This window comes from Arcticibacterium sp. SM2516, from assembly GCF_057914865.1.
Genome location: NZ_CP195290.1, coordinates 1,519,947 through 1,545,737 on the forward strand (window position 1 = coordinate 1,519,947; position 25,791 = coordinate 1,545,737).

The window sequence follows — 25,791 nt, forward strand, 5'->3', positions numbered from 1 at the left end:
ATGAAAGGAAGAATTAAACCAGACTTTGACGATATATTTATGGAATTGGCCATTAATTTGGCTCAAAGGTCGCATTGCGTGAAAGCACAAGTAGGTGCCGTCTTAACCAATGAGACCAGAATTATATCTATTGGGTATAATGGTCCTCCGAGTGGAACCCATAATTGCGATACTGACTTTGGTGACGAAGGCTGCCCAAGAGACTCCAAGGGAAGCTGCTCTTTGGCATTGCACGCAGAGCAGAACGCCATTCTTTATGCTGCCAAAAATGGAGCAAAAGTAGAAGGAGCTACCATGTATGTTACGCTATCTCCCTGCATTGCCTGTGCCCGAGTGATTTATTCCATGAAAATCAAGAAAGTGTTTTTCTTAGATTCTTATGCCGAATACAAAGGCATTCCTGAAGATGAGGGTGTGGAGTTTCTAAGAAAATTTGGTATTGAAGTAGTGAAGTACAGTCCTAAGGCCGCATGAACTATCTAGCTCATTTATTTTTATCAGGAGAAGACGAAGACATACTTTTTGGAAATTTATTAGAAGACTTTATGCATGGTAGGGTGGAGCACCCTAGAAACAATCACCTTTCCGAACGCGTTAAGGTGGGCATTAAACTTCACAGAAGAATAGACACTTTAACAGATACACATGAGCTTGTTAAAGACTGTAAAAGCCTTTTCTACCCGGAATTTGGTAAATATGCTTCTATCGTAGTCGATGTGCTTTTTGACCATTTCTTGATAAAAAATTGGAAGCTGTTTACAGACGAAGATTTTGAATTGTTCAGAAAACGTGTGTATCTGAGTCTTGAAAAGTATAGAACGGCTATGCCTCCAAATCTTATTCAGCTTTTTAACTCCATGGTAAAACATGATTGGTTAAAATGTTACGAATTTGATGAAGGTTTAGAAAAATCATTCTCTGGGCTTAATGCTAGAATTAAATCGGGTCCAGATATGTTAAAGAGCATTCCTTTAATGCATGAAAACTATGATTTCTTGGATGGTAAATTCAAAGATTTTTTTAGCATCATGCAGATTTATTGTCAAAATTACATTACCAGTCATTCATAACCTTGGCCAAATCACTTTCACAAGAACTTGCTGATATCAAATCAGAAAATCTTCAACCGCTTTATTTTCTGCACGGTGCAGAATCCTATTATCCCAATGCCATTGCCAAACGTATTTCTGAGGTCGCTATTCCAGAGCACGAAAAGGGTTTTAACGAATTTGTACTTTTTGGAAAAGAACTAACCGTAGGTGCGGTACTTAATAATGCCCGGAGATTTCCTATGATGGCAGAAAGGCAGCTGGTTTTAATAAAAGATGCCGATCAAATTCAAGATATAGGAAATAAAGACGCCCAGGCTATGCTCACTAGCTATGCCAACGAGCCGCTTAAGAGTACCATTTTAGTGTTGGTTTTTGGGAAAGCCATGGACGTTAGGAAAGCTTTTGTTAAAGCTTTTGAGAAAAATGGTCTTATGGTCAATGCTAAAAAGCTCTACGACAACCAAGTTCCCGACTTTATCCAGGGTATTTGTAATGAAAAAAAACACAAAATTTCTCCAAAAGCAGCCCAATTACTTTTTGAACATATCGGCAATAACCTCGAAGCGATAGTAAAAGAGATAGAAAAGATGCTGATCAATTTACCTGCAGGGGCAGAAATTGATGGCAATGCCATTGAGAAATATGTAGGCATCAGTAAGGATTATAATGTCTTTGAGCTGCAAAAATCGCTCACCATAAAGGACGTCAAAAAAAGTTTTCAGATCGTAAATTACTTCTCTGCTAACACCAAAGATCACCCTATACAGCCGGTTATTTTAATCCTTTATAACTTCTTTTCCAAGGTGCTTTTAGTGCATGGAAGTAAGACTGTACCTGGGACAAATTTAGCCACGATTTTAAAGGTAAATCCTTATTTTGTAAAGGATTACTCCACAGCGGCCCAAAATTATCCTGTCTGGAAATTGATGCAAATTATCGCTGCTTTAAGAAATGCAGACAAGTATTCTAAGGGGATTGAAGTAGGTACAAAGACGGCAGATGATCTCTATAAAGATTTAATAAATGAGATACTTTATTAAAAGAAAAAGCTTCCAAAATTTGGAAGCTTTTTTTGTAGCGGGAAGGAGAGTTGAACTCCTGACCTCCGGGTTATGAATCCGACGCTCTAACCAACTGAGCTACCCCGCCATTTCAAATCCGGCTGCAAATGTAGGAAATGATTTTTTACCACCAAAACCTTTTGGAAATAAATCTTAAAAAGAAAAAAAACCTGTGAAACTTGTATTCTTAATGTTAAAAAGCTAACTAGTCAAAAATTAAATATGAGTGTCATATGTCGAAACACAAGTTTGTCGCGGAATTCTCCTTTAAGACTTCTCCAAAAGTAATTTATAACTATATCAGCACTCCTGGTGGGTTGCAGCAGTGGTTTGCGACCAATGTTTCCATTGACTCCAATCATAACTTTATTATTGTATGGGACGGGGTAAAACATGTTGCTCAAGTAAATAAAAAGTTAAACAAATCTGCTAGATACGACTTCTTAGGAAATGATGAAGGCAACTCCCTAGAGCTAAAGCTTGTTTTGGGAGAAATGGATGGGTCTACCTATTTGGAAGTAACGGATACGTCAGACAATGAAGACGAGGAAGAGCTTCAGGAGCTTTGGGACGGTCTTATTGCAGACTTAAAAGACATCGTTGGCGGTTGATATTCTTAAAAAATCAAAATTGACTTGTAGGTGCTGTTTTTCTATCGGACTTTTGAGATCTAGAAAGTTTTGAATGACTAAAATAGATAAACTCGTAATCAAGAATTTCCTTGGGCCATTTATACTCACCACCCTAATAGTAGTGTTTATTTTTTTGCTTAGGTTTCTTATGCTATATTTTGAGGATTTTGTAGGAAAAGACCTAGAAATGAGCACTTTTGGAAAACTTTTCACCTATTTTTCTTTAATTACGGTACCCACAGCACTTCCTCTTTCTATCCTTCTGGCTGCTTTAATGAGCTTTGGGAACTTGGGAGAGCATACCGAACTCACTGCCTTAAAATCTGCTGGAGTACCTGTTTCTAGGATTATACTTCCTGTTTTTGTTTTCACCGTAGGGATTTCTATCTTTTCTTTCTTCTATAACGACAGAATGACCCCATGGGCCAATCTAAAAGGTTATTCTTTGCTTTGGGATATTAGAACTACGAAAGTGGCTTTAAATATCCAAGAGGGTATTTTTTATAGAGAAATACCGGGTTATAGCATTAAAGCCAAAGAAAAATTTCCGGACAATGAAACCTTGAAAGGTTTAATCATTTACGATCACTCCGATAGAAATGGCAACAAAAACGTTACAACGGCAGATTCTGGTAGAATGTACATGATGCATGATGAATCTTATCTGGTTTTAGAACTTTATGATGGCTATAACTATTCTGAGCAAAAGAGCGATCAAAGCATGAACGACACGCCATTCATGAAGAACAAATTCAAGAAAAACAGGATGGTTTTCTCCATGGAGTCTTTCAACTTGAAGAGAACCAGTGAAAATCAGTTCAAGTATCACGCTTACATGAAAAATGTCAGGGAACTTGAAGAGCAAATAGATTCCACAAAATTATTAATTGAAAAGCAAAGCATAACACAAGTTGCCTCGGTTAAAAACCTTAGCAACTATCAGTTTAAAAAAATCCCCGCTAAATATGATATAGATTCTGTTTCTGGGGATAGTACCTTGAAAGTGATAATTCCTGGTCCTTGGATAGATGAAAAAATAAAAGCCCTAGAGAGCGGAAACAGGATGAATGAAATCTGGTCGGTGGCCATTTCTTCTGCCAGAAGCTTCAAAAGCCAGTTGTCTACCAATTCGGCTATGTTAAGCTCAAAAAGGCGAGAGATGTACAGTGCAGATGTGGAGCGATGGCATAATTACACTTTTGCAGTGGCTTGTCTAGCCATGTTTTTGATTGGTGCTTCCTTAGGAACCATTATTAAAAAAGGAGGTTTTGGTGTGCCCGTTCTTATTGCTATCAGCTTTTTCATTTTCTATTATGTGATGATGCAGGTTACCGATAAAAATGCAAAAGAAGGTCTAATGCCCGTTGTGATAGCGGTATGGATACCAGATGCGGTCCTCATGACAATGGGTCTATTTCTGCTCAATAAAGCCACCAAAGATGCAAGACTCTTTGATTCAGATATATATAGACAGTATTGGGATAAACTGAAACCATATTTGGCATTCGGAAGAAATAAAATAAAAGCGAATCCATCAGCGGGTTAAAGTGAAAAAATGCCTATCTTTGCGGCTGTTTTATTTATTACCATTAAATCTAGGTTAACATCTTATGTATTTAACTTCGGAGAAGAAAGAGGGAATTTTCGAATCGAAAGGTTTCCAAAAGAAAAGCAATGATACTGGTTCTGCGGAATCTCAAATTGCATTATTCACTTACAGAATCGCTCATTTAACAGAGCATCTTAAGAAACACAAAAAGGATTACTCCACTCAGAAAGGCTTATTAGGCTTAGTAGGTAAGCGTCGTAGCCTTTTGAAGTATCTTATGAAAAAAGATATCAATCGTTACAGAACGATAATAGCTGAATTAGGAATTCGTAAGTAAAAAAAATAGGGGGCTCCAATTATATTGGGGTTCCCCATTTTTTGTTTTAACACGTGTTAACTATCCCCGCGGAATACGAATAGGATAAAATCATCGCATCAGAAAGCGGAAAATGCGATATAAAAATTAATAGATGTTTAAAATACATTCTCAAACTATCCAATTGCCGGGTAGTAAAGACATCACAATCGAAACAGGGAAATTAGCTCGTCAAGCAGACGGTTCCGTAGTTTTACGTTGTGGAAATGCCATGCTTCTAGCCACTGTAGTTGCAAAAAAAGAGGCTAAAGAAGGCGTAGATTTCCTCCCATTATCTGTAGATTATCAAGAGAAGTTTGCCGCTGCTGGTAAAATTCCAGGTAGCTTCCAAAGAAGAGAAGGAAGACTTTCAGATAATGAAATACTTATTTGTAGATTAGTAGATAGGGCTTTACGTCCAATATTCCCGAAAGATTATCATGCAGACGTTCAAGTAATGATCTCTATGATTTCTTCGGATCCTGAAGTATCTCCTGATGCTTTAGCGGCTTTAGCAGCCTCTGCAGCACTTTCTGTTTCAGACATTCCATTTAATGGTCCTGTATCTGAAGTAAGAGTTGCGAAAATCAATGGTGCTTATGTTATCAATCCTGATATTTCTGCATTAAAAGGTGCTACTTTGGATTTGATTATTGCAGGTACTGCAGATAATATCAACATGGTAGAGGGAGAAGCTGACGAAGTTTCAGAACTTGAAATGATTGAAGCCATCAAAGTAGGCCACGATGCTATCAAAGTTCATTGTGCATCTCAAATTGCCTTAGCTGCAGCCGTAGGTGCCACAGTTAAAAGAGAATACTCTCATGAGACTAACGATGAAGCTCTAGAAGCCAAAGTAATGGCAGACCTTTATGATCAGGTTTATGCTGTAGGAGCTTTAGGAACAGGAAAAGATGGTAGAAGAGATGGCTATAAAGCTATTTTGGATGCTTATATCGCCAAATTTGAAGAGGCAGAAGAAGAAGTTAATTTAGACTTAGTTGGAAAATATTTCTCTGAAGTTAAGTACAAAGCGTCTAGAGACCTTGTATTAAACGAGAGAAAAAGATTAGACGGAAGAGCTTTAACTGAAATTAGACCTATTGAGTGTGAGGTAGATTACCTTCCGGGTGCTCATGGTTCTGCTCTTTTCACTAGAGGAGAAACTCAATCTCTTTCTACCACTACAGTAGGAACAAAATTAGATGAGCAGTTGATTGACCAGACCATGTTTTCTGGTTATTCTAAGTTCTATTTACATTATAACTTCCCAGGTTTCTCTACAGGTGAAGTAAAACCAAACAGAGGAGCATCTCGTCGTGAAATTGGTCATGGTAACTTGGCTCAACGTTCATTGGCTAAAGTAATGCCTTCTGAAGAGGAAAACCCATACACTGTTCGTATCGTTTCAGACATATTAGAATCTAATGGTTCTTCTTCTATGGCAACGGTATGTGCTGGATGTTTATCGCTTATGGACGCTGGTATTAAGATTAAGGCTCCAGTTTCTGGTATTGCCATGGGTCTTATTACAGATACGGCTTCTGGAAAATGGGCGGTTTTATCTGATATTTTAGGTGATGAAGATCATTTAGGAGACATGGACTTTAAAGTTACAGGTACTGAAAAAGGTATCGTGGCTTGTCAAATGGACATTAAAGTAGAAGGTCTTTCTTTTGAAATCGTAGAGCAAGCATTGGCTCAAGCCAAAGACGGTAGACTTCATATCTTAGGAAAGATGAAAGAAGCTATGGGTGGCGTAAGAGAAGAGATGAAATCTCATGCTCCTCGTGCTCATAAAATGACTATCGATAGAGAATTTATCGGTGCCATTATCGGACCTGGTGGAAAAGTGATTCAAGAAATGCAGCGTGAAACGGGTGCTACTATCAATATTGAAGAAGTAGGTAACCAAGGTGTCATTTCTATTTTCGCGACAAGTGGAGATAGCATGAACGATGCGGTAAATAGAATTAAAGGCATAGTAGCGGTACCTGAGGTTGGTACAGTTTATGATGCTAAAGTTAAATCTATTCAGCCATTTGGTGCTTTTGTGGAGTTCTTACCTGGTAAAGAAGGTTTACTACATATTTCTGAGATTTCTTGGGAGCGTCTTCCTTCTATGGATGGTGTTTTGGAGTCTGGCGAAGAAATTCAGGTTAAGCTTACAGAAGTAGACAGAAAAACAGGTAAGTACAGACTCTCTAGAAAGGTTTTACTTCCTAGACCAGAAAGAGCTGAATCTAAATAGCAAAAATTAAGCGAACAATAAAAGGGCAATTAGTGTTGTTCTTTTATACAATCGCTAAATATATAAGTAGGATTGAAACAAATAAAGCAATATGAGACAACTAAAAATCAGTAAACAGATTACCAATCGCGAGAGCCAATCTCTTGATAAGTATTTACAAGAAATTGGTAAAGTGGACTTGCTTACTCCTGATGAGGAAGTAACGCTGGCTCAGAAAATTCGTGAAGGTGATCAACTGTCTCTTGAAAGGCTTACTAAAGCAAACTTGCGTTTCGTTGTCTCGGTGGCAAAACAGTACCAAAATCAAGGCCTTTCATTAGGCGATTTGATTAATGAAGGTAACTTAGGCTTAATAAAAGCAGCCCAAAGATTCGATGAAACAAGAGGTTTCAAATTTATTTCTTACGCTGTATGGTGGATTCGTCAGTCTATCCTTCAGGCTTTGGCAGAACAATCTCGTATTGTTCGTTTGCCTTTGAACCGTGTAGGTTCATTGAACAAAATCTCTAAGAAGTACTCTGAACTAGAGCAACACTTCGAAAGAGAGCCTTCTCCAGAAGAATTGGCTGAAGTTTTAGAGATTACTGCCAAAGAAGTGGTAGATACCATGAAGATTTCTGGTAGACACGTATCAGTAGATGCTCCATTCGTTCAAGGTGAAGAAAATAGCCTTTTAGACGTATTGGAGAATGATATGGAGGAAAAGCCGGATTCTGAACTAATGGCAGATTCTTTAAGAAGGGAGGTTTTAAGAGCCCTTTCTACACTTACGCAGAGAGAAGCAGAAGTAATTATGTATTATTTCGGACTGAATGGTGAGCAGGCGATGACGCTTGAGGAAATTGGTGAAAAATTCAATTTAACTCGTGAGCGTGTTCGTCAGATCAAAGAAAAAGCCATCAGACGTTTAAGACAAACTTCTAGAAGTAAAGCTTTAAAAGCCTATTTGGGTTAATTAAACCTAAAGACAAAAGACTCGAGATTAAAGATTTTATAATCAATCTTCGGTCTAAGTAACATAATAGCTAAATTTGAAGGCACTCGTTTCGAGTGCCTTTTTTTTATGACCAAACTAGAACCTTTTCAGCAGCTCGCTAGATTATGCCTTCAGAAAGGCATAGAAAACGTAATCATTTGTCCAGGCAGCAGGAACGCCGCTCTTACCATAGCTTTTACCAAGCAAAAAGGTCTAAAATGTTACAGTATTTCAGACGAACGTTCTGCGGGCTATATTGCCTTGGGGATGGCTTTACAATCGGGAAAGCCGAGTATCATCATTTGTACTTCTGGAACAGCCGCATTAAATTTTGCCCCCTCCGTGGCAGAGTCCTATTTTCAAGAAATTCCTTTATTGGTACTCACGGCTGATAGACCACCAGAATGGGTGCATCAATACGATGGGCAGACTATTTTTCAAGAAAACTTGTACGGAAAGCATGTTAAAGGTTCTTTTTCATGGTCTCCCGACCAAAATGAAGAAGCATTGACTGCAGCCGCAAAAATCAGTAATAGGGCTATAAACATTTGTCAGTCTAGGCCACTGGGTCCTGTTCATATCAATATTCCTATTCGGGAGCCATTTTATCCAGATTCCATTTCCGAAATAAAACAAGAATGGGAGCTAAGCCCAGCTTTAAAATCAAATAATACCATAGACTTGCCGAATTTTACGGAAACTTTATTAAAGTATCCGAAGAGACTTTTAGTTATAGGCCAGCAGCATAATGAAACTGTAAAAAAGCAGGCGGTAGCTTTTGCAGAAAAGTTTGGTTTTGTTTTAGTGGCAGACACCATTGCCAATGTAGATGATGGAATTAAAAATCATGATCAATTTTTAAAGCATGCTGAAAAGGAGCACCTAGCACCCGATTTACTTTTAAGTACTGATATGTCTTTGATTTCAAAATCTTTGAAATTGCTTTTAAGAAACGGAGAAATAAAGGAACACTGGCATATTCAGGATAATCCTGCTTTTATTGATCCCTTTAGGTCTCTGACGAAGAAAGTTGAAATGGCTCCTCAGACATTTTTTGAACAATTGTCCTTAAGTCCATTCGTTGCAGTAGATAACTCTTATCAAAACGCTTGGCACACCTTAGAAAATAAGGCCAATACGGATATCAAGTCCTTTTTCGAAAAGCCTGTATTCTCTGAATTTCATGTATTAAAAGAAGTCTTAGCCCAAATTCCAGAAGGAAGCGTTATCCACGCTGGAAACAGCATGAGTATACGCTATATTAATGCTTTACAGACATTTATAGACCCAAGTGTTATGATTTACTGTAACCGAGGGACAAGCGGCATAGACGGCTCTTTAAGCACCGCAGTAGGGCAGGCTTTGACTACAGATAAAAACGTTTATTGTATTTTGGGCGACTTAAGCTTTCAATACGACAAAAATGCTCTGTGGAACAGGTATTTGCCAGTGAATCTTAAAATCATCATCCTTAATAATGCTGGAGGAATTATCTTCAACATGATAGATGGACCTCAAAAGCAAGACGCTTTTAAAGACTTTTTCAGAACGGAACAACCAAACAAGGCTGATTTAATAGCAGAAGAATACGGTTTAACTTATTTCAGTATCAAAAATCAAGAAGAAATAGCCTTGAAGCTTTCTGAATTCTTGAATACAAAAGATACATCTATTTTGGAGGTTTTTACGGATTATGATAACAATGTGAAGGTTTTTAAATCTTTTTTTAATTAAATTCAAATTAGAGATTGTAACACATCAAAAAATCCGTAAATGCTCTATTTTAATCCCGGTTTATGCATTGGAACAAAAAAAGACCTCCATTTCTAGAAGTCTTTCCTTTTTATACGAAGAGTACTATAATTAAAACCTAATACCCAAAGTCATGGTATTGATAAAAGTCCCTGTAATACCTTGCGTATAATTCAGGCCTAAAGAAGAGTTTATACCAAAGTTAAAGCGGTCAATATTAATACCTAGTCCACTTTGAACCTCAAAACCAAAAACGCTCTGATAATCGTCTGACTGATAAGAAGGAGGATAATTTGGATCATAATATCCATCATAATAATAATAGTTGCCCTTCACCAAAGAATATCTTAAACCAGGTCCAATACTCCAAGAAACCGTTCTATCCATTCCAAATGGATAAAGTTTTAAAGTAGGGGAGATACCAAATCCTTCATAGCCAACTTCTGCAAAATAATATTGAATGGGCAGTTGCCATGCCATTTTAGAAGTAATTTCCCTTTCATAGGAAACGCCAATTCCCATGACGCCATCCTCTGCATACGCACCAATAACAATAGGCTGAAAACTTAAAATCTGGGATGGTTTTTCTTTCACAAGCAGATCCTGTGAAAATAAAGATGAAGTGCTTAGAATTCCAAGTAGTACGATAAGGAGTGATTTCATGTGCTTGTGTTGTTTTTATAAGGATGCTTAAAAGTAGAAAATAGTTGTTCCAGCAAGACTAAATCTTTTATGGGAAATTGGATGCTGCATTGTAATTCCCTCCCCTATAAACTTTTCAGCTAAACCTTTCATTTAGTCTATTAAATTCCTTTAGCTTTGAAGCGTGAAAAATCAATCTAAACTTATGGAGACCTGCAAAAAATATTCTGTCAAGAATATTAGGGATAACTATATGCGAGGATGATATTAAAAATATTGTATTTGTTTTTATGTATTCCAGCTCACAGCTGGATTTTTTAGTTTAATACCATGTTAAAGAAAACGACGGATTTATATCTAGAAGCATTTAAAGGATTGTCTAAAGAGGTATGGTGGCTGGCTTTGGTAACTTTTATCAATAGAGCAGGTACCATGATTTTACCTTTCCTTTCAAAATACTTAAAAGAAGATTTGCATTTTTCTTATGGAGAAGTAGGATGGATTATGGTCTGCTTTGGTATTGGTTCTTTTGTAGGAGCATGGCTTGGAGGTAAATTAACAGACCGAATTGGTTTCTATAAAGTTATGATCTGGAGTTTACTCATCTCTGGAGTTCTATTTATTTTCCTTCAGTTTGTTGATTCATTTTGGGGTTTATGTGCTAGTATTTTCTTGGTGATGAGCGTAGCCGATATGTTTAGGCCTGCCATGTTTGTTTCGCTAAATACTTACAGTAAACCTGAAAACCGTACACGCTCTTTGACTTTAATACGACTAGCCATTAATTTGGGTTTTGTAATTGGTCCAACCATGGCCGGTATTATCATTATTGCCAGTGGATATGATATGCTCTTCTGGATAGACGGGCTTACATGCATTGTATCTATCGTTCTGTTCAGGATATTGGTTAAAGAAAAGGTGGGGAGAAGAAAAACCAAAGAAGAAATTAAGCTTCTAGACATCGAAGCAGCCGTTTATAAAGATAAGCCTTATTGGATTTTTCTAAGTATTAGCTTTCTAATCGGTGTTATCTTTTTTCAAATTTTCACCACCATGCCACTCTACCATAAAGAGCAGTTTAACCTTACGGAGTTTGATACCGGCTTATTGTTTTTCCTAAACGGACTCCTGATAGTGCTATTTGAAATGCCTATGGTAAATTGGATTGAAAAAAGGAAAATTCCAGAAACTAAACTCATTTATATCAGTGCTATCCTGGTTATGCTGAGTTTCCTGGTACTTTTGGTAAAAGCTTGGGCAGGAATATTGGTGATAAGTATGATTTTGATTACGCTCGGAGAAATGATAGGATTTCCTTACACCAACGCCTTTGCCATGAAAAGAGCCAAGAAAGGAAACGAAGGCAGATACATGGCTCTATATTCTATGTCGTTTGCATTAGCACATATAATAAGTCCAAAACTTGGCTTAGACATGGTTTCCAGATATGGCTACGCCATAAATTTCGGTATCATAAGTGCCTTAGGCCTTCTGACTGTTATGCTATCTTTCTGGCTCATAAAAGTGGTGGAACAAGAAAAGATATTGAGTAAAAGCTAATTTTAACCTGGATTATGCGTTGGGGAATCGTTATTAGTATTTAAAGTACAATAAATCAGATAATTAAAGGTAATTAGCATAGCGTTTACCCTGAGCTAATGTCGAAGGGCTATGGTGATTGAGTTTAAATGGGTGTAGCCTGTGCTGAGCCTGACAAAGTATACTAATTTGAAGCAATTTAGCTCCGGTCCCGATAAAATCAGGAGATTGCTTAATGCATAAAGCGGGTTTAAGGACAACGCTTGTATTCATTTTCTGATCTTAGATCTCCTAATAGAGCTCCTCTTTTAAAAAAGGAGCAAGCTGCACTTTTATTTCCCATCTTATCTTCCAAGATCCCTAGATAATAATAAAGAAACTCAACTTCAGGATTACTTTTTTCAACGGAAGTTAAAATGGTCTTGGCTTTGCTTAAGTTTTCCGTTTTAATATCCAATATTGCTGAATTACGCAAAGAATAGGCATTGTCTGGCTGAAGCTTCAAAGCCTGTTCCACAAAAGCAGCAGCATCTTTCACTTTATTATTTTCTAATAAGTTTAATGCATGCGTATTGATAAATGTAACTTCGTTGGCTTGAAGATTAATGGCTTTTTGAGAGTAAACTAAGGCTTCATCCCAGTCGGCTAATTGAGCAAAAGTGGCACTGAGATTATTTAAAGCAAACGCAAAATCTGGCTGCTCAGAAATGACGGAAATAAAAGCCTCTTTGGCGTTATCAAAATCTCTTTTCTGATAGAACGCGTAACCTAGATTAGTTAATGTTTCAAAATTAAAAGGACTCAATTCTAAAGATTTCTGAAAATCATTAATCGCGGCATCAGGGTTATAAGCCTGAATATAATACTTGCCTCTTAAATCATAAAACTTTGAGGAATCTGCATAGGAGGGAGCCAGATTTTGCAGTATCTGCTCACTCTCCTTCAGTTCACCTAAATTAATTTGTGCAGCAGCCAAGTTTAATTTGGCTTGTGAAAAGGTATCATCTAATTCTACTGCTTTCCTATAATCATTTCTAGCCTTTTCTATATTCCCTAGTTTTTCAAAACATAAGCCACGATTATTATATGCATCTGCAAAATCAGGGACTTTTTCTATGGCCTCTGTAAATAGCTCTAAAGCTCTTTCTGTTTCATTTTTTTTGAAATGAAAATTGCCGCGTTCAAAAAACTCCGAGGCTTCTGTCTTATTTTTGTTGCCACAGGCTAAAATGGAGCCTAATATAATTAATAAAGTGCCTGTTCTCAGGCTCTTTTGAAACCAATTCATATTATGAGATTTGTAAAAGATATACCGAATTCCTATTGTAAAACTTCCCTTTATGTGTTTAACAACAAATATATTATAAAGTTTGAAGCTGGCCTTTTAGAGCAGGTATTTAAAGTGTCTGAAATGGATGTCAGTGGAGATGAAGAGGTTCTTTCCATGTTGACAGATGCCTTTTATGCCAGCGTTATTCAACGTTTTAAAGAAATGGCAGAAGATTTTAACAAACTTTTAAGCGAATATTAAGGGCCTAAGCCCTAAACTAATCTTCTTAAAAAGCAAAAGGCTGTCTCAAAATGAGGCAGCCTTTTATATTTCTTAAAAACGGATGAATTAAACCGCAGTTTGATTCATTACTTCCGTTTGCTTTCTAATAGACTCCATGTGAATCAATTTGAAAAGTTCTTCAACCGTTTCTGGATAAAGATTTAAAGCTTTTCCCCATTTAGCACGAGAATCATGAACTTGGTTCCAACGGTCTAACTGAAGAACAGCAGTGTTGTTTTCTCTTTTGTAATCTCCTAATTGCTCTACTACAGCCATTCTAGAAGCTAAAACCTCTAAAAGTTCTCTGTCTATATTATCTAATCTACCTCTAAGTGTTTCCAATTGATCTTGAAAATCTGCACCGTAAGTAGCATTTCTAAATTCAATTCCTTTAAGCATTTCGCCCAAAGCTGCAGGAGTAAGCTGCTGAGAAGCATCAGACCACGCCTCATCCGGATTTCTATGAGACTCTATAATAAGACCGTCATAGTTCAAATCCATAGAACGCTGTGTAATTTCAGCCAATAAAGAACGCTTACCCGCAATATGACTAGGGTCACCAATCATTGGAATGTCAGGGAAAATAGACTTAAATTCTACCGCTATTTGCCACATTGGAGAGTTTCTATATTTCGTTTCCTGAGCATTAGAAAAACCTCTGTGAATGGCACCTAATTTAGTAATACCTGCACCATTGATACGCTCAAAAGCACCAACCCATAAAGCCAAATCTGGATTGATAGGGTTTTTGATCAGTACAGGTACATCTACTCCTTTCAAAGCATCCGCTAAAGCTTGTACGTTAAAAGGGTTTACTGTCGTTCTTGCTCCCAACCAAAGAATATCAACATCATATTTCAATGCTAATTCAATGTGTTCTGGAGTAGCTACTTCAATAGCTGTTTTCATCCCAGTTTCCTTTTTTGCTTGTTGCAACCAAGGTAAAGCGGCCTCACCTACGCCTTCAAAAGAACCTGGACGTGTACGTGGTTTCCATACGCCTGCTCTTAAAACATGGGCATAGCCTTCTTTTGCAATCTCTCTTGCCGTTTGAAGATATTGTTCTTCAGTTTCAGCACTACAAGGTCCAGCAATAATTAATGGTTTCCCTCCAGTGTCAATCCAACTTTCTAGAGGCTCGGTGTTTAATTTTACGTTCATTTTTCGTTTGTCAAGCTTACGCTTATCTAGATTCCTATTATAACCAACAGAGTATATTTCTGTCTCTATCAATTTTAAGGTCGTAAAGTTAAGATATTAAAACCAAAATAAATCCTAATGCAATTCAAAAAACTATGTTACTAGCAGGAAAAACATTTATTTTGCGTTTGTTTTAAAGAAAAGCATGGAATCACGGATTATAAGCAATACATGAAATCAGCATTAAAGTACTTTTTATTCGCATTTATTCTCATTATTGTAGATCAAGCCATTAAGCTTTGGATGCATTTTGAGGTCATTCCAAATCATTTCGGTGAGATTGACATCATTCCTGGATTTTTTAAACTTCACTACATTACAAACAAAGGCATGGCTTTTGGAATGGAATTAGGAGGAGAATATGGCAAACTTGCTTTAACCTTGTTCAGATTGGTAGCGATGGGTGTCATTGCTTGGTATTTGGCACAATTATCTAAGAAAAATACGCACCAAGGTTTATTATGGTGCCTAGCGGCTATTCTTGCTGGAGCTATAGGAAATGTTCTAGATAGTACGTTCTATGGTGTTTTCTTAAACAATGCACCTTTTGACGCTTCCACACCTTGGTTTCATGGTCAAGTGATTGACATGTTTTACGCTTACGGTTTAGACGGATATTGGCCAGATTGGATTCCTGTTCTTGGTGGCACATATAATAATACACCGATTTTCAATTTTGCAGATGCCTGTATTTTCTGCGGTGTTGTAGCCATTTTAATTTTCCAAAAATCTTTTATTGATAATACAATAGAAAACCATTCCAACGGCCCTGAGCTTGAGGAAACAAATAATTCAGAAATAATTGACTCTTTGACTGACAACAAATGACAACTACAGATAAAAAAATTAAAGGAATAAGTGCTTCCATAATCATATTGACTTTTGTCATGATATTCTTACCAGCACAAATAGCCTTTCCATTTATTCAAAAGATTATAATCGCTATAACAGGTGGGATTTCTGTTTTGCTACAGGTGTATGTTCTTTTTATAACATCTGATAGAACAAAAAAAACTCAGAGCTATATTTTACTAGCCCTGAGTGTTTTGGCCATTGGCCTAATGGTATATGTTTACGGATCTAAGTAAGAATTTACTTAGTCTCTTTAAAAGGGATAATTAACTTTTCACCTCTTGCAGCATAGTTCTTGGTTTTGCCGTTTGCGGCCATAATAGCTTTAACGGTAACACCATATTTTCCACCAACTACTCTTAAAATATCTCCTGGGCCTACGGTGTGAATAGCTAATACTGGAATATTGAGTTTTGCTCCTTCTTTCAAACTCTCTGCACTTGTATTTGGATTTGCTGCTTTTAAAGTATTCAGCGATAGATTATATCTGTTGGCTATAGAAAAAAGCGTTTCACCTTTGGCAATAGCGTGAGAGGCTGTTTTTCCTCCAGCAGGAATCTCTACTTCTTTAGCCGTTTCTTTCTTTGCAGGTTCAGTCACCGCAACCGCCACGTCAGGAATACTTTCTTCTTCAATTATCTGAGTAGCTTCTTCAAATTCTTCCGCACTTATTTTTTCTGGCTCTGCAATAATCTCTGTCTGTGGTGTGAGGTCACTCACATTGGAAGCATCATCCGAAATCATTTGCCAACCCACATAAAGTAATAAACAAACCACCCCAACAAGAGTGATCAGCACTGCCATAGGAAGGTTTTTAGCAGGTTCTTCTGGTTTTTTGTTTCTGTCTTCGAATTCCATAGTTTTTATTATTTAGCACGTACATCGTGGCTCATTTTAGCCACTTTTTCTTTTAATTTTTCCTTATAAATATCTAACTGCTCCGCAATATTGGCATCTGAAGTGCCTAATATTTGAATAGCCAACAGGCCCGCATTTTGACTGGCGTTAAGAGCCACAGTGGCTACAGGTACCCCATTTGGCATTTGTAATATAGACAAAATAGAATCCCACCCATCTATTGAATTACTAGACTTTACAGGTACACCTATAACGGGTAAAGAGGTACAAGAAGCCACCATTCCCGGTAAATGTGCCGCTCCGCCAGCACCAGCAATAATCACCTTAAGACCATTTTTTCTGGCATTTTCGGCATAGCTGATCATTTTTTGCGGTGTTCTATGTGCAGAAACCACATCTATGTCGCAAGGAATTCCAAATTCTTCTAAAATATCTATAGCTCCCTGCATTACTTTCAGGTCCGAGCTAGAACCCATTATGATTCCTATCATTTACTGTGGTTTTAAACTTAATCTGCTTTTACGACTAAGCTCTTTTTTACAAAATTCACCTTTTCTATCAATTTATCAAAATCCTTTTCTATCACAGTCACATGTCCCATTTTTCTGAAAGGCTTAGTGATGGCCTTTCCATATAAAAAAGGATGTATACCTTCTTCTGAAAGCAACTTTTCCATGCCTTCATAAATTGCCATTCCTTCATATCCTTCTGCACCCAGAATATTAACCATAGCAGCTGGAGCTATCTGCTCGGTGTCTCCCAATGGTAAATTAAGAATTGCTCTCAAATGCTGTTCAAACTGTGAAACTAGGTTAGCTTTTATGGTATGGTGACCGCTATTATGAGGTCTTGGTGCCACTTCGTTAATAAGTATCTCGCCATCTTTTGTTAAAAACATCTCTACAGCCAACAAACCCACGATTCCGAAACAATTCACTGTTCTTTCCGCCAAATCAAATGCCTTAGCCGTAACTTCTTCATTTATGTGAGCAGGAGAGAATAAATACTCAACCAAATTGGCCTCTGGGTGAAAAACCATTTCCACTACAGGAAAACATTTTACCTCACCGTTTTCTGACCTTGCCACCACCACGGCTAGTTCTTTTTCAAAATCAACCAATTCCTCTATTAAAGAGGGCTCGGTAAAGGATTTGTTATAATCCCCTTCCGTTTTTATGATCTGAACGCCCTTTCCGTCATAACCGCCTTCACCTACTTTATTAACAAATGGTAGTTTCCAGCCAGCGTTTTTAACCGCTGTAGGGTTATCTGTCAATTTAAAATCAGCAGTAGGAAGGTTATTATCTTTAAAAAACTGTTTCTGAACTCTTTTATTCTTAATTTTTCTAAGAATACTTGGTTGAGGGAAAACTTTTTTGCCTAGATTTTCCAATTCTTCCAAGGCTTCTAGATTGACATTTTCAATTTCAATCGTGATGACATCACAATCTTGACCAAAAGCCAAAACCGTTTCATAATCTTTAAAATCTCCATGAACAAAAACATGAGAAATGGCCTTACAAGGAGCGTTTTTATCCGGATCTAAAGTTTTGATTTTTATGTCAAAATCTATAGCCGACTGGATGAGCATTCTGCCCAACTGTCCACCACCTAATATCCCAACTTTTATTTCCGAACGGTATGCCATAATTCCTATTTTGATGCAAAAATATAAAGGATGATAGAATTTGAATTATAAACTTAGGTTTTGTTCCATAAAAATGATTCTTAACCCATCTTTGAAATCCTAAAAGGATTAAAATATTAAATCCGCTATCTTCGATAATAATCAATTGAAATCAATGACAACTTTTTTAGCAGACGCCGCTTCAACAGTTTTTGGAAAACATTCCTTAAAAGAACTAAGAGATGTATGCGTCGTATTACCGAGTAGGAGGGCTTCCTTTTTCTTTAAGAAGGAGCTTTCTGAATTATCAGAAATCCCTTTCGTCTCCCCAGAGGTTTTTGCTATCGACGATTTCGTTTGTAAGCTCTCTGGTCTCCAGATTTCGGATCAGGTATCCTTAATTTTTGATCTTTATGAATGTTATAAGAAAATTGACAAGGCTATAAATTTCGAAGATTTTATTTCTTGGTCTCCTACGGTTCTTAAAGATTTCGATTTAATTGATCAATACTTAGTAGAAGACCCTAAAGCCTTGTTTAACTACATGAGTGAAGCCGAGGCTTTAAAAAGATGGGAGCCAGATAGCCATAAAACCATTGAGTCAACAGCACACACACATTCCTATTTCGATTTATACGAAAACCTATCCAAGGTTTATTTCGAGTTTAGGAAGCAGCTAGGAGATGCAAACAAAGCATATAGAGGGATGGCGTATCGCTTACTCGCTGAAGATCTGGAACAAATAGTGTTGGAAGATATGACTTATAAGCACTTCTATTTCATAGGATTAAATGCTCTTAGTAAATCTGAGGAGAAAATTATAAGCACTTTAGTAAAAGCTAAAACAGCCACTTGCCTTTGGGATACCGACACATGGTTTATGAATACCAACCATCAAGCCGGAGATGTTTTAAGAAGATATAGAAAGACACATTTATTTGGAGAGTGGAACGAACCCAAAACCCTCTTATCCACATCTGAGAAAGAAGTTAACATTTATGAAAGTCCATTTAACTCCTTACAAACCAAAGTAGGAGCACAGTTTTTAACCAAAGACAATACCGTTTTTGTAGTGCCTGATGAAAACCTCATTCAGCCTCTATTATTCTCTTTAGGACAGGAGGTAGAAGATTATAACATTACGATGGGTTTAGGAATGGCCCAGTCTAAACTGTCGTCGCTTATCAGCACCATATTTGAACTACAAGGTATAGGCTCTTTAAAAAATCAACAAGGGACACGCTATAGCCACGCTTTCGTTCAAAAGATCTTAACCGATCCACTTCTTAAAAAATATGAAGTAAAAGTTTACGAATCAGAGCAACCTTTCACATTTAAAAAACAAGATATAATTCTCAAAAACAAGGTCTTCATTTCTGAGCGAGAAATGACAGATTTTATACCTAACGAAGCACTACTTGTGCCACTTTTCACCTCTTGGAATGGCGACGCCGCTAAAGCAGTCAGAGCCTTAAAAACGGTAACAGAGATTTTAAGAGAGCAAATATTCGAAGATTTAGACAGTATGGAGAAGGAGTTCTTTATGTTGTTTTATTCTGTTTTAAATAGGATTCAAGATGAATTGGGAAAACATTCACAACTCAGCCTACTTGCCATAAAGTTACTTTTCAAAGAGCTATCTAAACTCGAAAGAGTACCTTTTACTGGGGAGCCTATTGCTCCTTTACAAATCATGAGTTTGCTCGAAACCCGATGTTTGGATTTTGAACATGTGGTGCTTTTCTCCTTCAATGAAGGGGTTATCCCATCGTCAAACAAGAATAATTCTCTTATACCTTTTGAAGCCTGCAGGGCCTATGGTATTCCTGTGTTTTCTGACCAAGATTCCATTATGGCCTATCACTTTTATCGTTTGCTGATGAGAGCAAAGAAAGTCGATATCATTTTTACCAATGCCAAATCTACGGGAATAGGAGGGAGTAAAGACGCCAGCCGTTTTGTACTTCAGCTTATTAATGGACTTGCCAAAGAAAACCCTCTGATCAAAATAGAAGAAAAGCTCATTGATTTCCCGAAAGAAAGTTTAGACCGGAAATTAGATGAAATTGTCATCTTTAAAGAACCAGAGCTTAAAGAAAAAATCAAGACTTATTTGAAAAATAGGGGCTTGTCTGCTTCCTCTATTTCCCAATACTATAATTGTACCTTACAATTTTATTATTCCAAAATTCTAGGCTTAAAAGAGGCTGATGAAATTGAGGAAACCTTTGGAGCGGATGTTTTTGGTAACTGGATTCACGAAAGCATTGAAATAGTATCCAAAGAAACTATAGGCTTACAAATGGCCATAAAACCAGAAACACAGCCCAATGTTTTAGCCGCCATTCCGTGGGTTTTAGATCGCGTTTTTCAAGAGCACTTTGAAGGTTATCAGGTAGATAGAGGCATTAACCTTATTTATAGGAAAATGGCTGAAAAGCTTTTAAAGCAGTATTACGAAAAATGCATTTTTGATGGTAAAGAAAGGCAAATAGTGTCTGTGGAAGATAAATTTTTCAAAGAGCTTTACACCTTTCTTGGTGAAGAGAAAATTGAATACAAAATAGCGGGACTTATTGACAGCATTGAGTTTACCGAAAATGCTTTGTACTTGATTGACTTTAAAACGGGTCAAGTAAGCTCCAGTGATTTAAATATTTCTAGCAGATCAAATTTCCTAGAAACATTTTCTAATGCCAATAAAGCCAAATTCAGGCAGTTAATTATTTACAAATACCTCATTTATAATCATATATTTAGTTTTGGTGAAGTAAAAGGCTTTGTCGTTCCAGAGCATGCCGAGGTCATTTCGGGAATGTATTCTTTCAGAGACCTATCGGAGTTCTTACAGCAAGAATCTTTTGGTAAGGAAGAACTCCTAAGCCAAACCGAGGAAGCTCTAGATACATTGGTGAAAGAAATACTAGATATAGACATTCCTTTTAGTCAAACAGAAGACTTAAAAAACTGTGAATACTGTTCTTTCAAAACCATTTGTAACAGATAATAGTTTTTTTTTGAGCCATCCACTTTCTAAATATCAAGAGCGATATTGTGCAACTAATTCGTAATCATGCCTTTATAATTAAGCATGAAAACTTAGAAGAATAACAGCAGAAAAAAACATGAAAAAACTTTAGTCAAAGCCTTGACAATTCAAATAAGTAGAATACCTTTGCACCTCGATTTTGAATAACACGAACATTCAAAGTTAAAACAGAGGGATGGCAGAGCGGTCGAATGCGGTAGTCTTGAAAACTATTGACTGTTACAGGTCCGGGGGTTCGAATCCCTCTCCCTCTGCTGAAAAAGCCTTCTCAGGAAACTGGGAAGGCTTTTTTCTTGTCCAATTTTTATTCTAACTTTAGAAAAAAAATATTATGTGGGAAGAGAAAAATGATACACTCAGCAGAACATTCACATTTAAAGACTTCAGTGAGGCATTTGCCTTCATGTCAAGAGTAGCACTTTTGGCAGAAAAGCAAAATCATCATCCGTCATGGAATAACGAATGGAATAAGGTGGAAATAAAACTATCAACGCATAGCGAAGGTAATACTGTAACGGAAAAGGACAGAAAACTTGCCGAGGCCATTGACAAGTTGCTTTAGCGGTAAATTGTTGATAAAGAGAATTTAATGTTTATATCCTCCCTGAAAAAAAGCTTCTTTTAAAAGCTAAGCAACGAGCGACTATAATCATGCTTTTTAAAGTTTAATAGGCTGTTATGCTAAATTTTGACTTATTCTAAATCAAGTAGCAGGAACTAAATCATCTTTATCCACAATTATGCCCTGATAAACACTAATAGTTTGTTGATCTCGGACGGCTTCTTAATTTTGTTACGTAGCTCTTCGGAGCCTTTAACACATCCTCTTCTTGAATTTTAGATAAAAGTATAAGAATCAATGCAACAGTGGTTAAAGTAATTATTATCATGGCTTTTATAAATTGAGATTAGTTATAACATCGATTCACCAAAAACTCTGCCTAAAAGCGTTTTTTTGATAAAATCGCTTAAAATATTTTAGATAATTTGAAAAAAACAAGAATATGTCTTTGAAAATAGTACCGACACCTATCGGAAATTTGGATGACATAACCTTAAGAGCCATTAAAGTATTAGAAGGTTCTGATTTGATTTTGGCGGAAGATACCAGAAAAACAGGCATACTTTTGAAGCATTTGGAAATTAAGAAACCAATGCGAAGCTTCCATATCTTTAATGAGCATAAGCAATTGAAAAATATCATTGAAATGCTTAAAAGCGGCAGTGTGATATCATTGGTTTCTGATGCCGGCACTCCGGCCATTTCGGACCCTGGTTTCTTGCTGGTTAGAGAATGTATTGAAAATGAGGTTGATGTAGAATGTTTACCTGGAGCTACGGCTTTTGTGCCCGCTCTTGTTAATTCTGGTTTGCCCTCAGATTCCTTTGTTTTTGAAGGTTTTTTACCGCCAAAAAAAGGAAGAAAAACTAAACTAGAAAGTCTTCAGGAGGAAACCAGAACCATGATATTTTATGAATCTCCACATAGGCTGCTAAAAGCTCTAGCGGAATTTATTGAGTTATTTGGCTCTGACAGAAGAGCTTGCGTATCAAGAGAATTGACCAAGATTCATGAAGAGAATGTGCGTGGCACTTTATCCGAAATTCTTGCTAATTTTGCTGAACGCTCCATAAAAGGAGAGATAGTTATTATTATAGACGGAACTAATAGAAAAAAATCTAAATGAGTTTATTAAAAGGAAAAGTAGCCCTTATAACTGGTGCTTCACGCGGAATCGGAAATAGCATTGCAAGAGAATTTGTGAAACAAGGTGCAGACATTGCTTTTACATACCTATCTAGTGTAGAAAAGGGTGAAGCTTTAGAAAAAGAACTAGCCGCTGAAGGCATAAAAGTTAAAGGATACCAATCTGACGCCTCAGATTTCAATGCAGCTGAAGAGCTTATTAAGAATGTGTTAGAGGATTTTGGTAAAGTAGATATTTTAATAAATAATGCAGGAATCACCAGAGATAACCTGCTTATGAGAATGAGTGAGGACAATTGGGATGAGGTTATCAGAGTTAATCTGAAATCTATTTTCAATTTAACCAAAGCCATTACCAGACCTATGCTTAAAGCCAGAAGTGGTTCTATCATAAATATGACTTCCGTTGTAGGTCTTACAGGAAATGCAGGTCAAGTAAACTACTCTGCTTCTAAAGCAGGTATCCTTGGATTGACTAAATCGGTAGCTAAGGAGCTAGGCTCTAGAGGTATAAGATGCAATGCCATTGCCCCTGGTTTTATCGAAACAGAAATGACACATGCTTTAGATGAAGATAGTTTGAAAACATGGCTATCAGGAATTCCATTAAAAAGAGCTGGCCAAGGCACCGACATCGCTAATGCCTGCGTATTCTTAGGTTCTGATATGTCTACTTACATTACGGGTCAAACCTTGGTGGTGGACGGTGGAATGGTGATGTAATTAATAATAATTAATGAATTCTAAACTCGTTTTTCAGAACTCTTCTTGGCTTGTTTTATGGTGTATAGTTATTGGTATAGCTTATGCTTGGCTGCTATATTCAAAAAAAACTACGCTGAATAAAAGAAATAATGCCATCCTAGCTGGAGTACGAGCCATCATAGTAGCCTTAGTCTGTTTTTTACTGTTAAACCCTCTTTTAAGATCCAACACCGTCAGAACACTTAAACCTATTTTGGTTATAGGAATAGATGATTCTGGCTCCATTTCTGAGCTTGGAAAAGATGGAATAGCAACACTTAAAAGAAATTTAGAAGCTTTTTATAATGAATTGACAGATTCTGATTATCAAACTGAAATACGTTTGTTAAATACGGAAAAGTCTTTCAATGCTATAGATTCTCTTACTTTTAAGTCGAAGAAAACAGACTTTGGCTCGTTTTTTAGAAATCTGAATGAAGAATTCAGTGGTGAAAACCTCAAAAAAGTAGTGTTGATATCTGATGGAATTGCCAATTCCGGTCTTTCTCCACTTCTTCGACCATTTCCTTTTGAGATTGAAACGATAGGTTTGGGCGACAGTACCATTAAGAGAGATTTATCTATTAAAGGGTTAACAGCTAATAAACTAGCCTATCTAGGAAACTCATTTCCTGTACAAGTAGATATTCTGGCTAAGCTTTATAATGGAAAGCAAACCACAGTTTTAATTAAGAGAGAAGACGAGGTTATAGAAAGAAAAATAGTAGCATTTAATTCTGACGACGACTTCAAAACCATCTCTTTTCAATTAAACGCTAAGGATATTGGGAAGCAAAGATACACCATCCTGCTTTTACCCTTAGAAGGAGAGAGCAATACAAGAAACAATTACAGAGATTTAGTGATAGATGTGGTAGATGGAAAAGAAAAGATCCTTTTAGTAGGATTGGCTCCGCATCCAGATATTAAGGCTTTGAAATCTATCATTGAAAAAAATCCCCTGTTCGAATTGGACGTTGATATTGTCCAAACCGATAAAGCCAGTGACATTCTAGCCAAAAATTTTGATATTCTCATTTTACATCAGCTGCCAGACTCTAAGGCAGAATATGTGGATTTAACATCAAGGTTGCTGGCCAAGATGAAACCAACATTCTTTGTCTTAGGTGCTCAAACTGACATTAGTCGCTTTAATGGCATGCAAGAAGTTTTGGGCATCGCTGGTCAAGCAGGAAAAACAGACCAAGTAACAGCCGCTTATAATGCCTCTTTTGCAAGGTTTATATCTGAAGAAAATTTACGGAATATTATCGCCAAGTTGCCTCCAGTTATTGTTCCATTTGGAGAATACAGAAGCTTTCCTGGCTCTGATATCATACTTTACCAAAAAGTGGGTAGCGTACTTACTGATAGACCATTACTAGCAGTCAACACCAATGCCAACAGAAAGGCAGCCGTATTTTCTGCAGAGGGTATTTGGCAGTGGAGGATGGAAGAATACTATATAAACGACAACCACGAAGCCGTAGACGACTTCATCTTAAAGTCATTACAGTTAATTTCTGTAAAGGCAGACAAAGAAAAACTTAGGGTCTATACCAGTCAAAATGAAATAGACATAGATGAATCTGTCGTTTTTATTACTGAAGCCTATGACGATTTGTATGAAAGAATTAAAAATGTAAAGGTTAACCTCGCTATTAGTGGTCCAGGAGGTTATGCTAAAACTTTCAATTATGAAGTGAGCGAGCAAAGCAACACTTTTGAAATTTCTAGTTTAGAGCCGGGTGTTTATAATTATAAGGCAGAAGGAATAGTCTTAGGAAAATCACAATCCAGTGCAGGACAGTTTGTCATTAAAGATAAAGACCTTGAATTCCTCAGTACCACGGCTGACTTTGACTTTTTAAGAACGCTCGCCTCCAAAAATGGTGGGCAATTCTATCATTCAGATGAATTTGGTTTATTAGCACAAAAACTTAAAGATGCCAAAGCCCCGTCAAAACTTGTGAATACCGAAGATCTGAGAGAAATCATTAATTTAAAATGGTTATTACCTCTTTTACTATTATTGGCTTCCTTAGAATGGGCTTTCAGAAAGTATTTTGGTACTTACTAATCCATTATTAGGTTTCTGTAAGAAATCTTGATAAGGAGTTCTAAATGGCCGAGATCTAAATGTAGGCGTAATAAGGGGAGACCCGATAATGATGGCGGTTCCAGCAAACAAATGAACTAGCGGAACAAAGCAAGGGTTTTATATGGAAGTTAAAAGATGAAGTCGATACTTTTAAAGTCAAGCCAAATAGACGTAGCCAAGTGGTGGATAAATTTTTAAAAGGTCGGGGCTTAAAATTTAATCAACTTGAAAAAATCGAGCATCTTCAAGGATGTTCATTTTAAGAAATAGATTTCCTAAAACAAACTAAAG

The 25,791-nt window shown here is 36.9% G+C and carries 24 protein-coding genes and 2 tRNA genes; 19 read left to right on the top strand and 7 right to left on the bottom strand.

The window, feature by feature from the left end; translation table 11 throughout:
* Genes ACSBFT_RS06265 through holA form a run of 3 tightly spaced genes read left to right on the top strand, consistent with a single transcriptional unit; the run spans position 1 to position 2,092 of the window.
* Positions 1-474 carry a deoxycytidylate deaminase gene (locus ACSBFT_RS06265; protein WP_463046093.1) on the top strand — a complete coding sequence of 158 codons (474 nt, stop codon included), beginning with the start codon at positions 1-3 and terminating at the stop codon, positions 472-474.
* Positions 471-1,070 (top strand): acyl carrier protein phosphodiesterase, encoded by a 600-nt coding sequence (locus ACSBFT_RS06270; RefSeq protein ID WP_489603953.1) that lies wholly within the window; start codon positions 471-473, stop codon positions 1,068-1,070. The genes ACSBFT_RS06265 and ACSBFT_RS06270 overlap by 4 nt, the downstream gene beginning before the upstream one ends.
* 2 nt (positions 1,071-1,072) lie before the next feature.
* Positions 1,073-2,092 carry a DNA polymerase III subunit delta gene (holA, locus tag ACSBFT_RS06275; protein WP_463046091.1) on the top strand — a complete coding sequence of 340 codons (1,020 nt, stop codon included), beginning with the start codon at positions 1,073-1,075 and terminating at the stop codon, positions 2,090-2,092.
* 35 nt (positions 2,093-2,127) lie between these two features.
* Here holA and ACSBFT_RS06280 read toward each other — a convergent pair.
* A tRNA-Met gene (locus tag ACSBFT_RS06280) sits at positions 2,128-2,201 on the bottom strand.
* Between the two features lie 145 nt (positions 2,202-2,346).
* Here ACSBFT_RS06280 and ACSBFT_RS06285 point away from each other — a divergent pair.
* The 6 genes from ACSBFT_RS06285 to menD all read left to right on the top strand — a co-directional run bounded on the left by ACSBFT_RS06285 (position 2,347) and on the right by menD (position 9,610).
* Entirely contained in the window at positions 2,347-2,724 is a 378-nt protein-coding gene (locus ACSBFT_RS06285; protein WP_463046090.1) for an START-like domain-containing protein, read from the top strand.
* 73 nt (positions 2,725-2,797) lie between these two features.
* Positions 2,798-4,291 (top strand): LptF/LptG family permease, encoded by a 1,494-nt coding sequence (locus ACSBFT_RS06290; protein ID WP_489603954.1) that lies wholly within the window; start codon positions 2,798-2,800, stop codon positions 4,289-4,291.
* A gap of 64 nt (positions 4,292-4,355) precedes the next feature.
* On the top strand, positions 4,356-4,631 hold the full coding sequence (rpsO, locus tag ACSBFT_RS06295) for a 30S ribosomal protein S15 (protein WP_463045791.1): 276 nt from the start codon (positions 4,356-4,358) through the stop codon (positions 4,629-4,631).
* 133 nt (positions 4,632-4,764) lie between these two features.
* Positions 4,765-6,900, top strand: a complete 2,136-nt coding sequence (gene pnp, locus ACSBFT_RS06300) for a polyribonucleotide nucleotidyltransferase (RefSeq protein ID WP_463045790.1) — start codon at positions 4,765-4,767, stop codon at positions 6,898-6,900.
* A 91-nt stretch (positions 6,901-6,991) separates the two neighbouring features.
* A complete protein-coding gene (locus tag ACSBFT_RS06305) occupies positions 6,992-7,855 on the top strand; it encodes a sigma-70 family RNA polymerase sigma factor (RefSeq protein WP_111369981.1) in 864 nt (287 codons plus the stop codon).
* Between the two features lie 108 nt (positions 7,856-7,963).
* Positions 7,964-9,610 carry a 2-succinyl-5-enolpyruvyl-6-hydroxy-3-cyclohexene-1-carboxylic-acid synthase gene (menD, locus tag ACSBFT_RS06310; RefSeq protein WP_489603955.1) on the top strand — a complete coding sequence of 549 codons (1,647 nt, stop codon included), beginning with the start codon at positions 7,964-7,966 and terminating at the stop codon, positions 9,608-9,610.
* Between the two features lie 129 nt (positions 9,611-9,739).
* On the opposite strand, the gene ACSBFT_RS06315 is transcribed toward menD, so the two are convergent.
* A complete protein-coding gene (locus ACSBFT_RS06315; protein ID WP_463045788.1) occupies positions 9,740-10,291 on the bottom strand; it encodes a hypothetical protein in 552 nt (183 codons plus the stop codon).
* A 309-nt stretch (positions 10,292-10,600) separates the two neighbouring features.
* Between ACSBFT_RS06315 and ACSBFT_RS06320 the strand changes: the two genes are divergently transcribed.
* Positions 10,601-11,830 (top strand): MDR family MFS transporter, encoded by a 1,230-nt coding sequence (locus ACSBFT_RS06320; RefSeq protein WP_489603956.1) that lies wholly within the window; start codon positions 10,601-10,603, stop codon positions 11,828-11,830.
* Positions 11,831-12,059: 229 nt separating this feature from the next.
* Here ACSBFT_RS06320 and ACSBFT_RS06325 read toward each other — a convergent pair whose 3' ends face one another.
* On the bottom strand, positions 12,060-13,097 hold the full coding sequence (locus ACSBFT_RS06325; protein WP_489603957.1) for a tetratricopeptide repeat protein: 1,038 nt from the start codon (positions 13,095-13,097) through the stop codon (positions 12,060-12,062).
* Positions 13,098-13,100: 3 nt separating this feature from the next.
* On the opposite strand from ACSBFT_RS06325, the gene ACSBFT_RS06330 reads away from it, so the two are divergent.
* Entirely contained in the window at positions 13,101-13,340 is a 240-nt protein-coding gene (locus ACSBFT_RS06330) for a hypothetical protein (RefSeq protein ID WP_463045785.1), read from the top strand.
* A gap of 87 nt (positions 13,341-13,427) precedes the next feature.
* Here the strand turns inward: ACSBFT_RS06330 and ACSBFT_RS06335 are convergent, their stop codons facing one another.
* On the bottom strand, positions 13,428-14,522 hold the full coding sequence (locus ACSBFT_RS06335; RefSeq protein WP_463045784.1) for a chorismate mutase: 1,095 nt from the start codon (positions 14,520-14,522) through the stop codon (positions 13,428-13,430).
* Positions 14,523-14,732: 210 nt separating this feature from the next.
* Here ACSBFT_RS06335 and ACSBFT_RS06340 point away from each other — a divergent pair, with 210 nt between their 5' ends.
* Positions 14,733-15,389: a lipoprotein signal peptidase gene (locus ACSBFT_RS06340; RefSeq protein WP_463045783.1), complete on the top strand. Its 657-nt coding sequence runs from the start codon at positions 14,733-14,735 to the stop codon at positions 15,387-15,389.
* Positions 15,386-15,649, top strand: coding sequence for a hypothetical protein (locus ACSBFT_RS06345; protein WP_463045782.1), 264 nt, complete (start codon positions 15,386-15,388; stop codon positions 15,647-15,649). The genes ACSBFT_RS06340 and ACSBFT_RS06345 overlap by 4 nt, the downstream gene beginning before the upstream one ends.
* A 4-nt stretch (positions 15,650-15,653) precedes the next feature.
* Here the strand turns inward: ACSBFT_RS06345 and ACSBFT_RS06350 are convergent, their stop codons facing one another.
* The 3 genes from ACSBFT_RS06350 to ACSBFT_RS06360 are packed head-to-tail and all read right to left on the bottom strand — an operon-like array spanning position 15,654 to position 17,919.
* Complete coding sequence (locus ACSBFT_RS06350; protein ID WP_489603958.1) at positions 15,654-16,271, bottom strand: LysM peptidoglycan-binding domain-containing protein; 618 nt, start codon at positions 16,269-16,271, stop codon at positions 15,654-15,656.
* Positions 16,272-16,279: 8 nt separating this feature from the next.
* Complete coding sequence (purE, locus tag ACSBFT_RS06355) at positions 16,280-16,762, bottom strand: 5-(carboxyamino)imidazole ribonucleotide mutase (RefSeq protein WP_489603959.1); 483 nt, start codon at positions 16,760-16,762, stop codon at positions 16,280-16,282.
* A gap of 17 nt (positions 16,763-16,779) precedes the next feature.
* Complete coding sequence (locus ACSBFT_RS06360; RefSeq protein ID WP_489603960.1) at positions 16,780-17,919, bottom strand: 5-(carboxyamino)imidazole ribonucleotide synthase; 1,140 nt, start codon at positions 17,917-17,919, stop codon at positions 16,780-16,782.
* Positions 17,920-18,073: 154 nt separating this feature from the next.
* On the opposite strand from ACSBFT_RS06360, the gene ACSBFT_RS06365 reads away from it, so the two are divergent.
* The 6 genes from ACSBFT_RS06365 to ACSBFT_RS06390 all read left to right on the top strand — a co-directional run bounded on the left by ACSBFT_RS06365 (position 18,074) and on the right by ACSBFT_RS06390 (position 25,479).
* Positions 18,074-20,905, top strand: coding sequence for a PD-(D/E)XK nuclease family protein (locus ACSBFT_RS06365; protein WP_489603961.1), 2,832 nt, complete (start codon positions 18,074-18,076; stop codon positions 20,903-20,905).
* 211 nt (positions 20,906-21,116) lie between these two features.
* A tRNA-Ser gene (locus ACSBFT_RS06370) sits at positions 21,117-21,201 on the top strand.
* Positions 21,202-21,278: 77 nt separating this feature from the next.
* Positions 21,279-21,509: a 4a-hydroxytetrahydrobiopterin dehydratase gene (locus ACSBFT_RS06375; RefSeq protein ID WP_463045777.1), complete on the top strand. Its 231-nt coding sequence runs from the start codon at positions 21,279-21,281 to the stop codon at positions 21,507-21,509.
* 442 nt (positions 21,510-21,951) lie between these two features.
* Entirely contained in the window at positions 21,952-22,635 is a 684-nt protein-coding gene (gene rsmI, locus ACSBFT_RS06380; RefSeq protein ID WP_463045776.1) for a 16S rRNA (cytidine(1402)-2'-O)-methyltransferase, read from the top strand.
* Entirely contained in the window at positions 22,632-23,378 is a 747-nt protein-coding gene (gene fabG / locus ACSBFT_RS06385) for a 3-oxoacyl-[acyl-carrier-protein] reductase (protein ID WP_463045775.1), read from the top strand. The genes rsmI and fabG overlap by 4 nt, the downstream gene beginning before the upstream one ends.
* 13 nt (positions 23,379-23,391) lie before the next feature.
* A complete protein-coding gene (locus ACSBFT_RS06390; RefSeq protein WP_489603962.1) occupies positions 23,392-25,479 on the top strand; it encodes a vWA domain-containing protein in 2,088 nt (695 codons plus the stop codon).
* Positions 25,480-25,791: the final 312 nt, after the last annotated feature.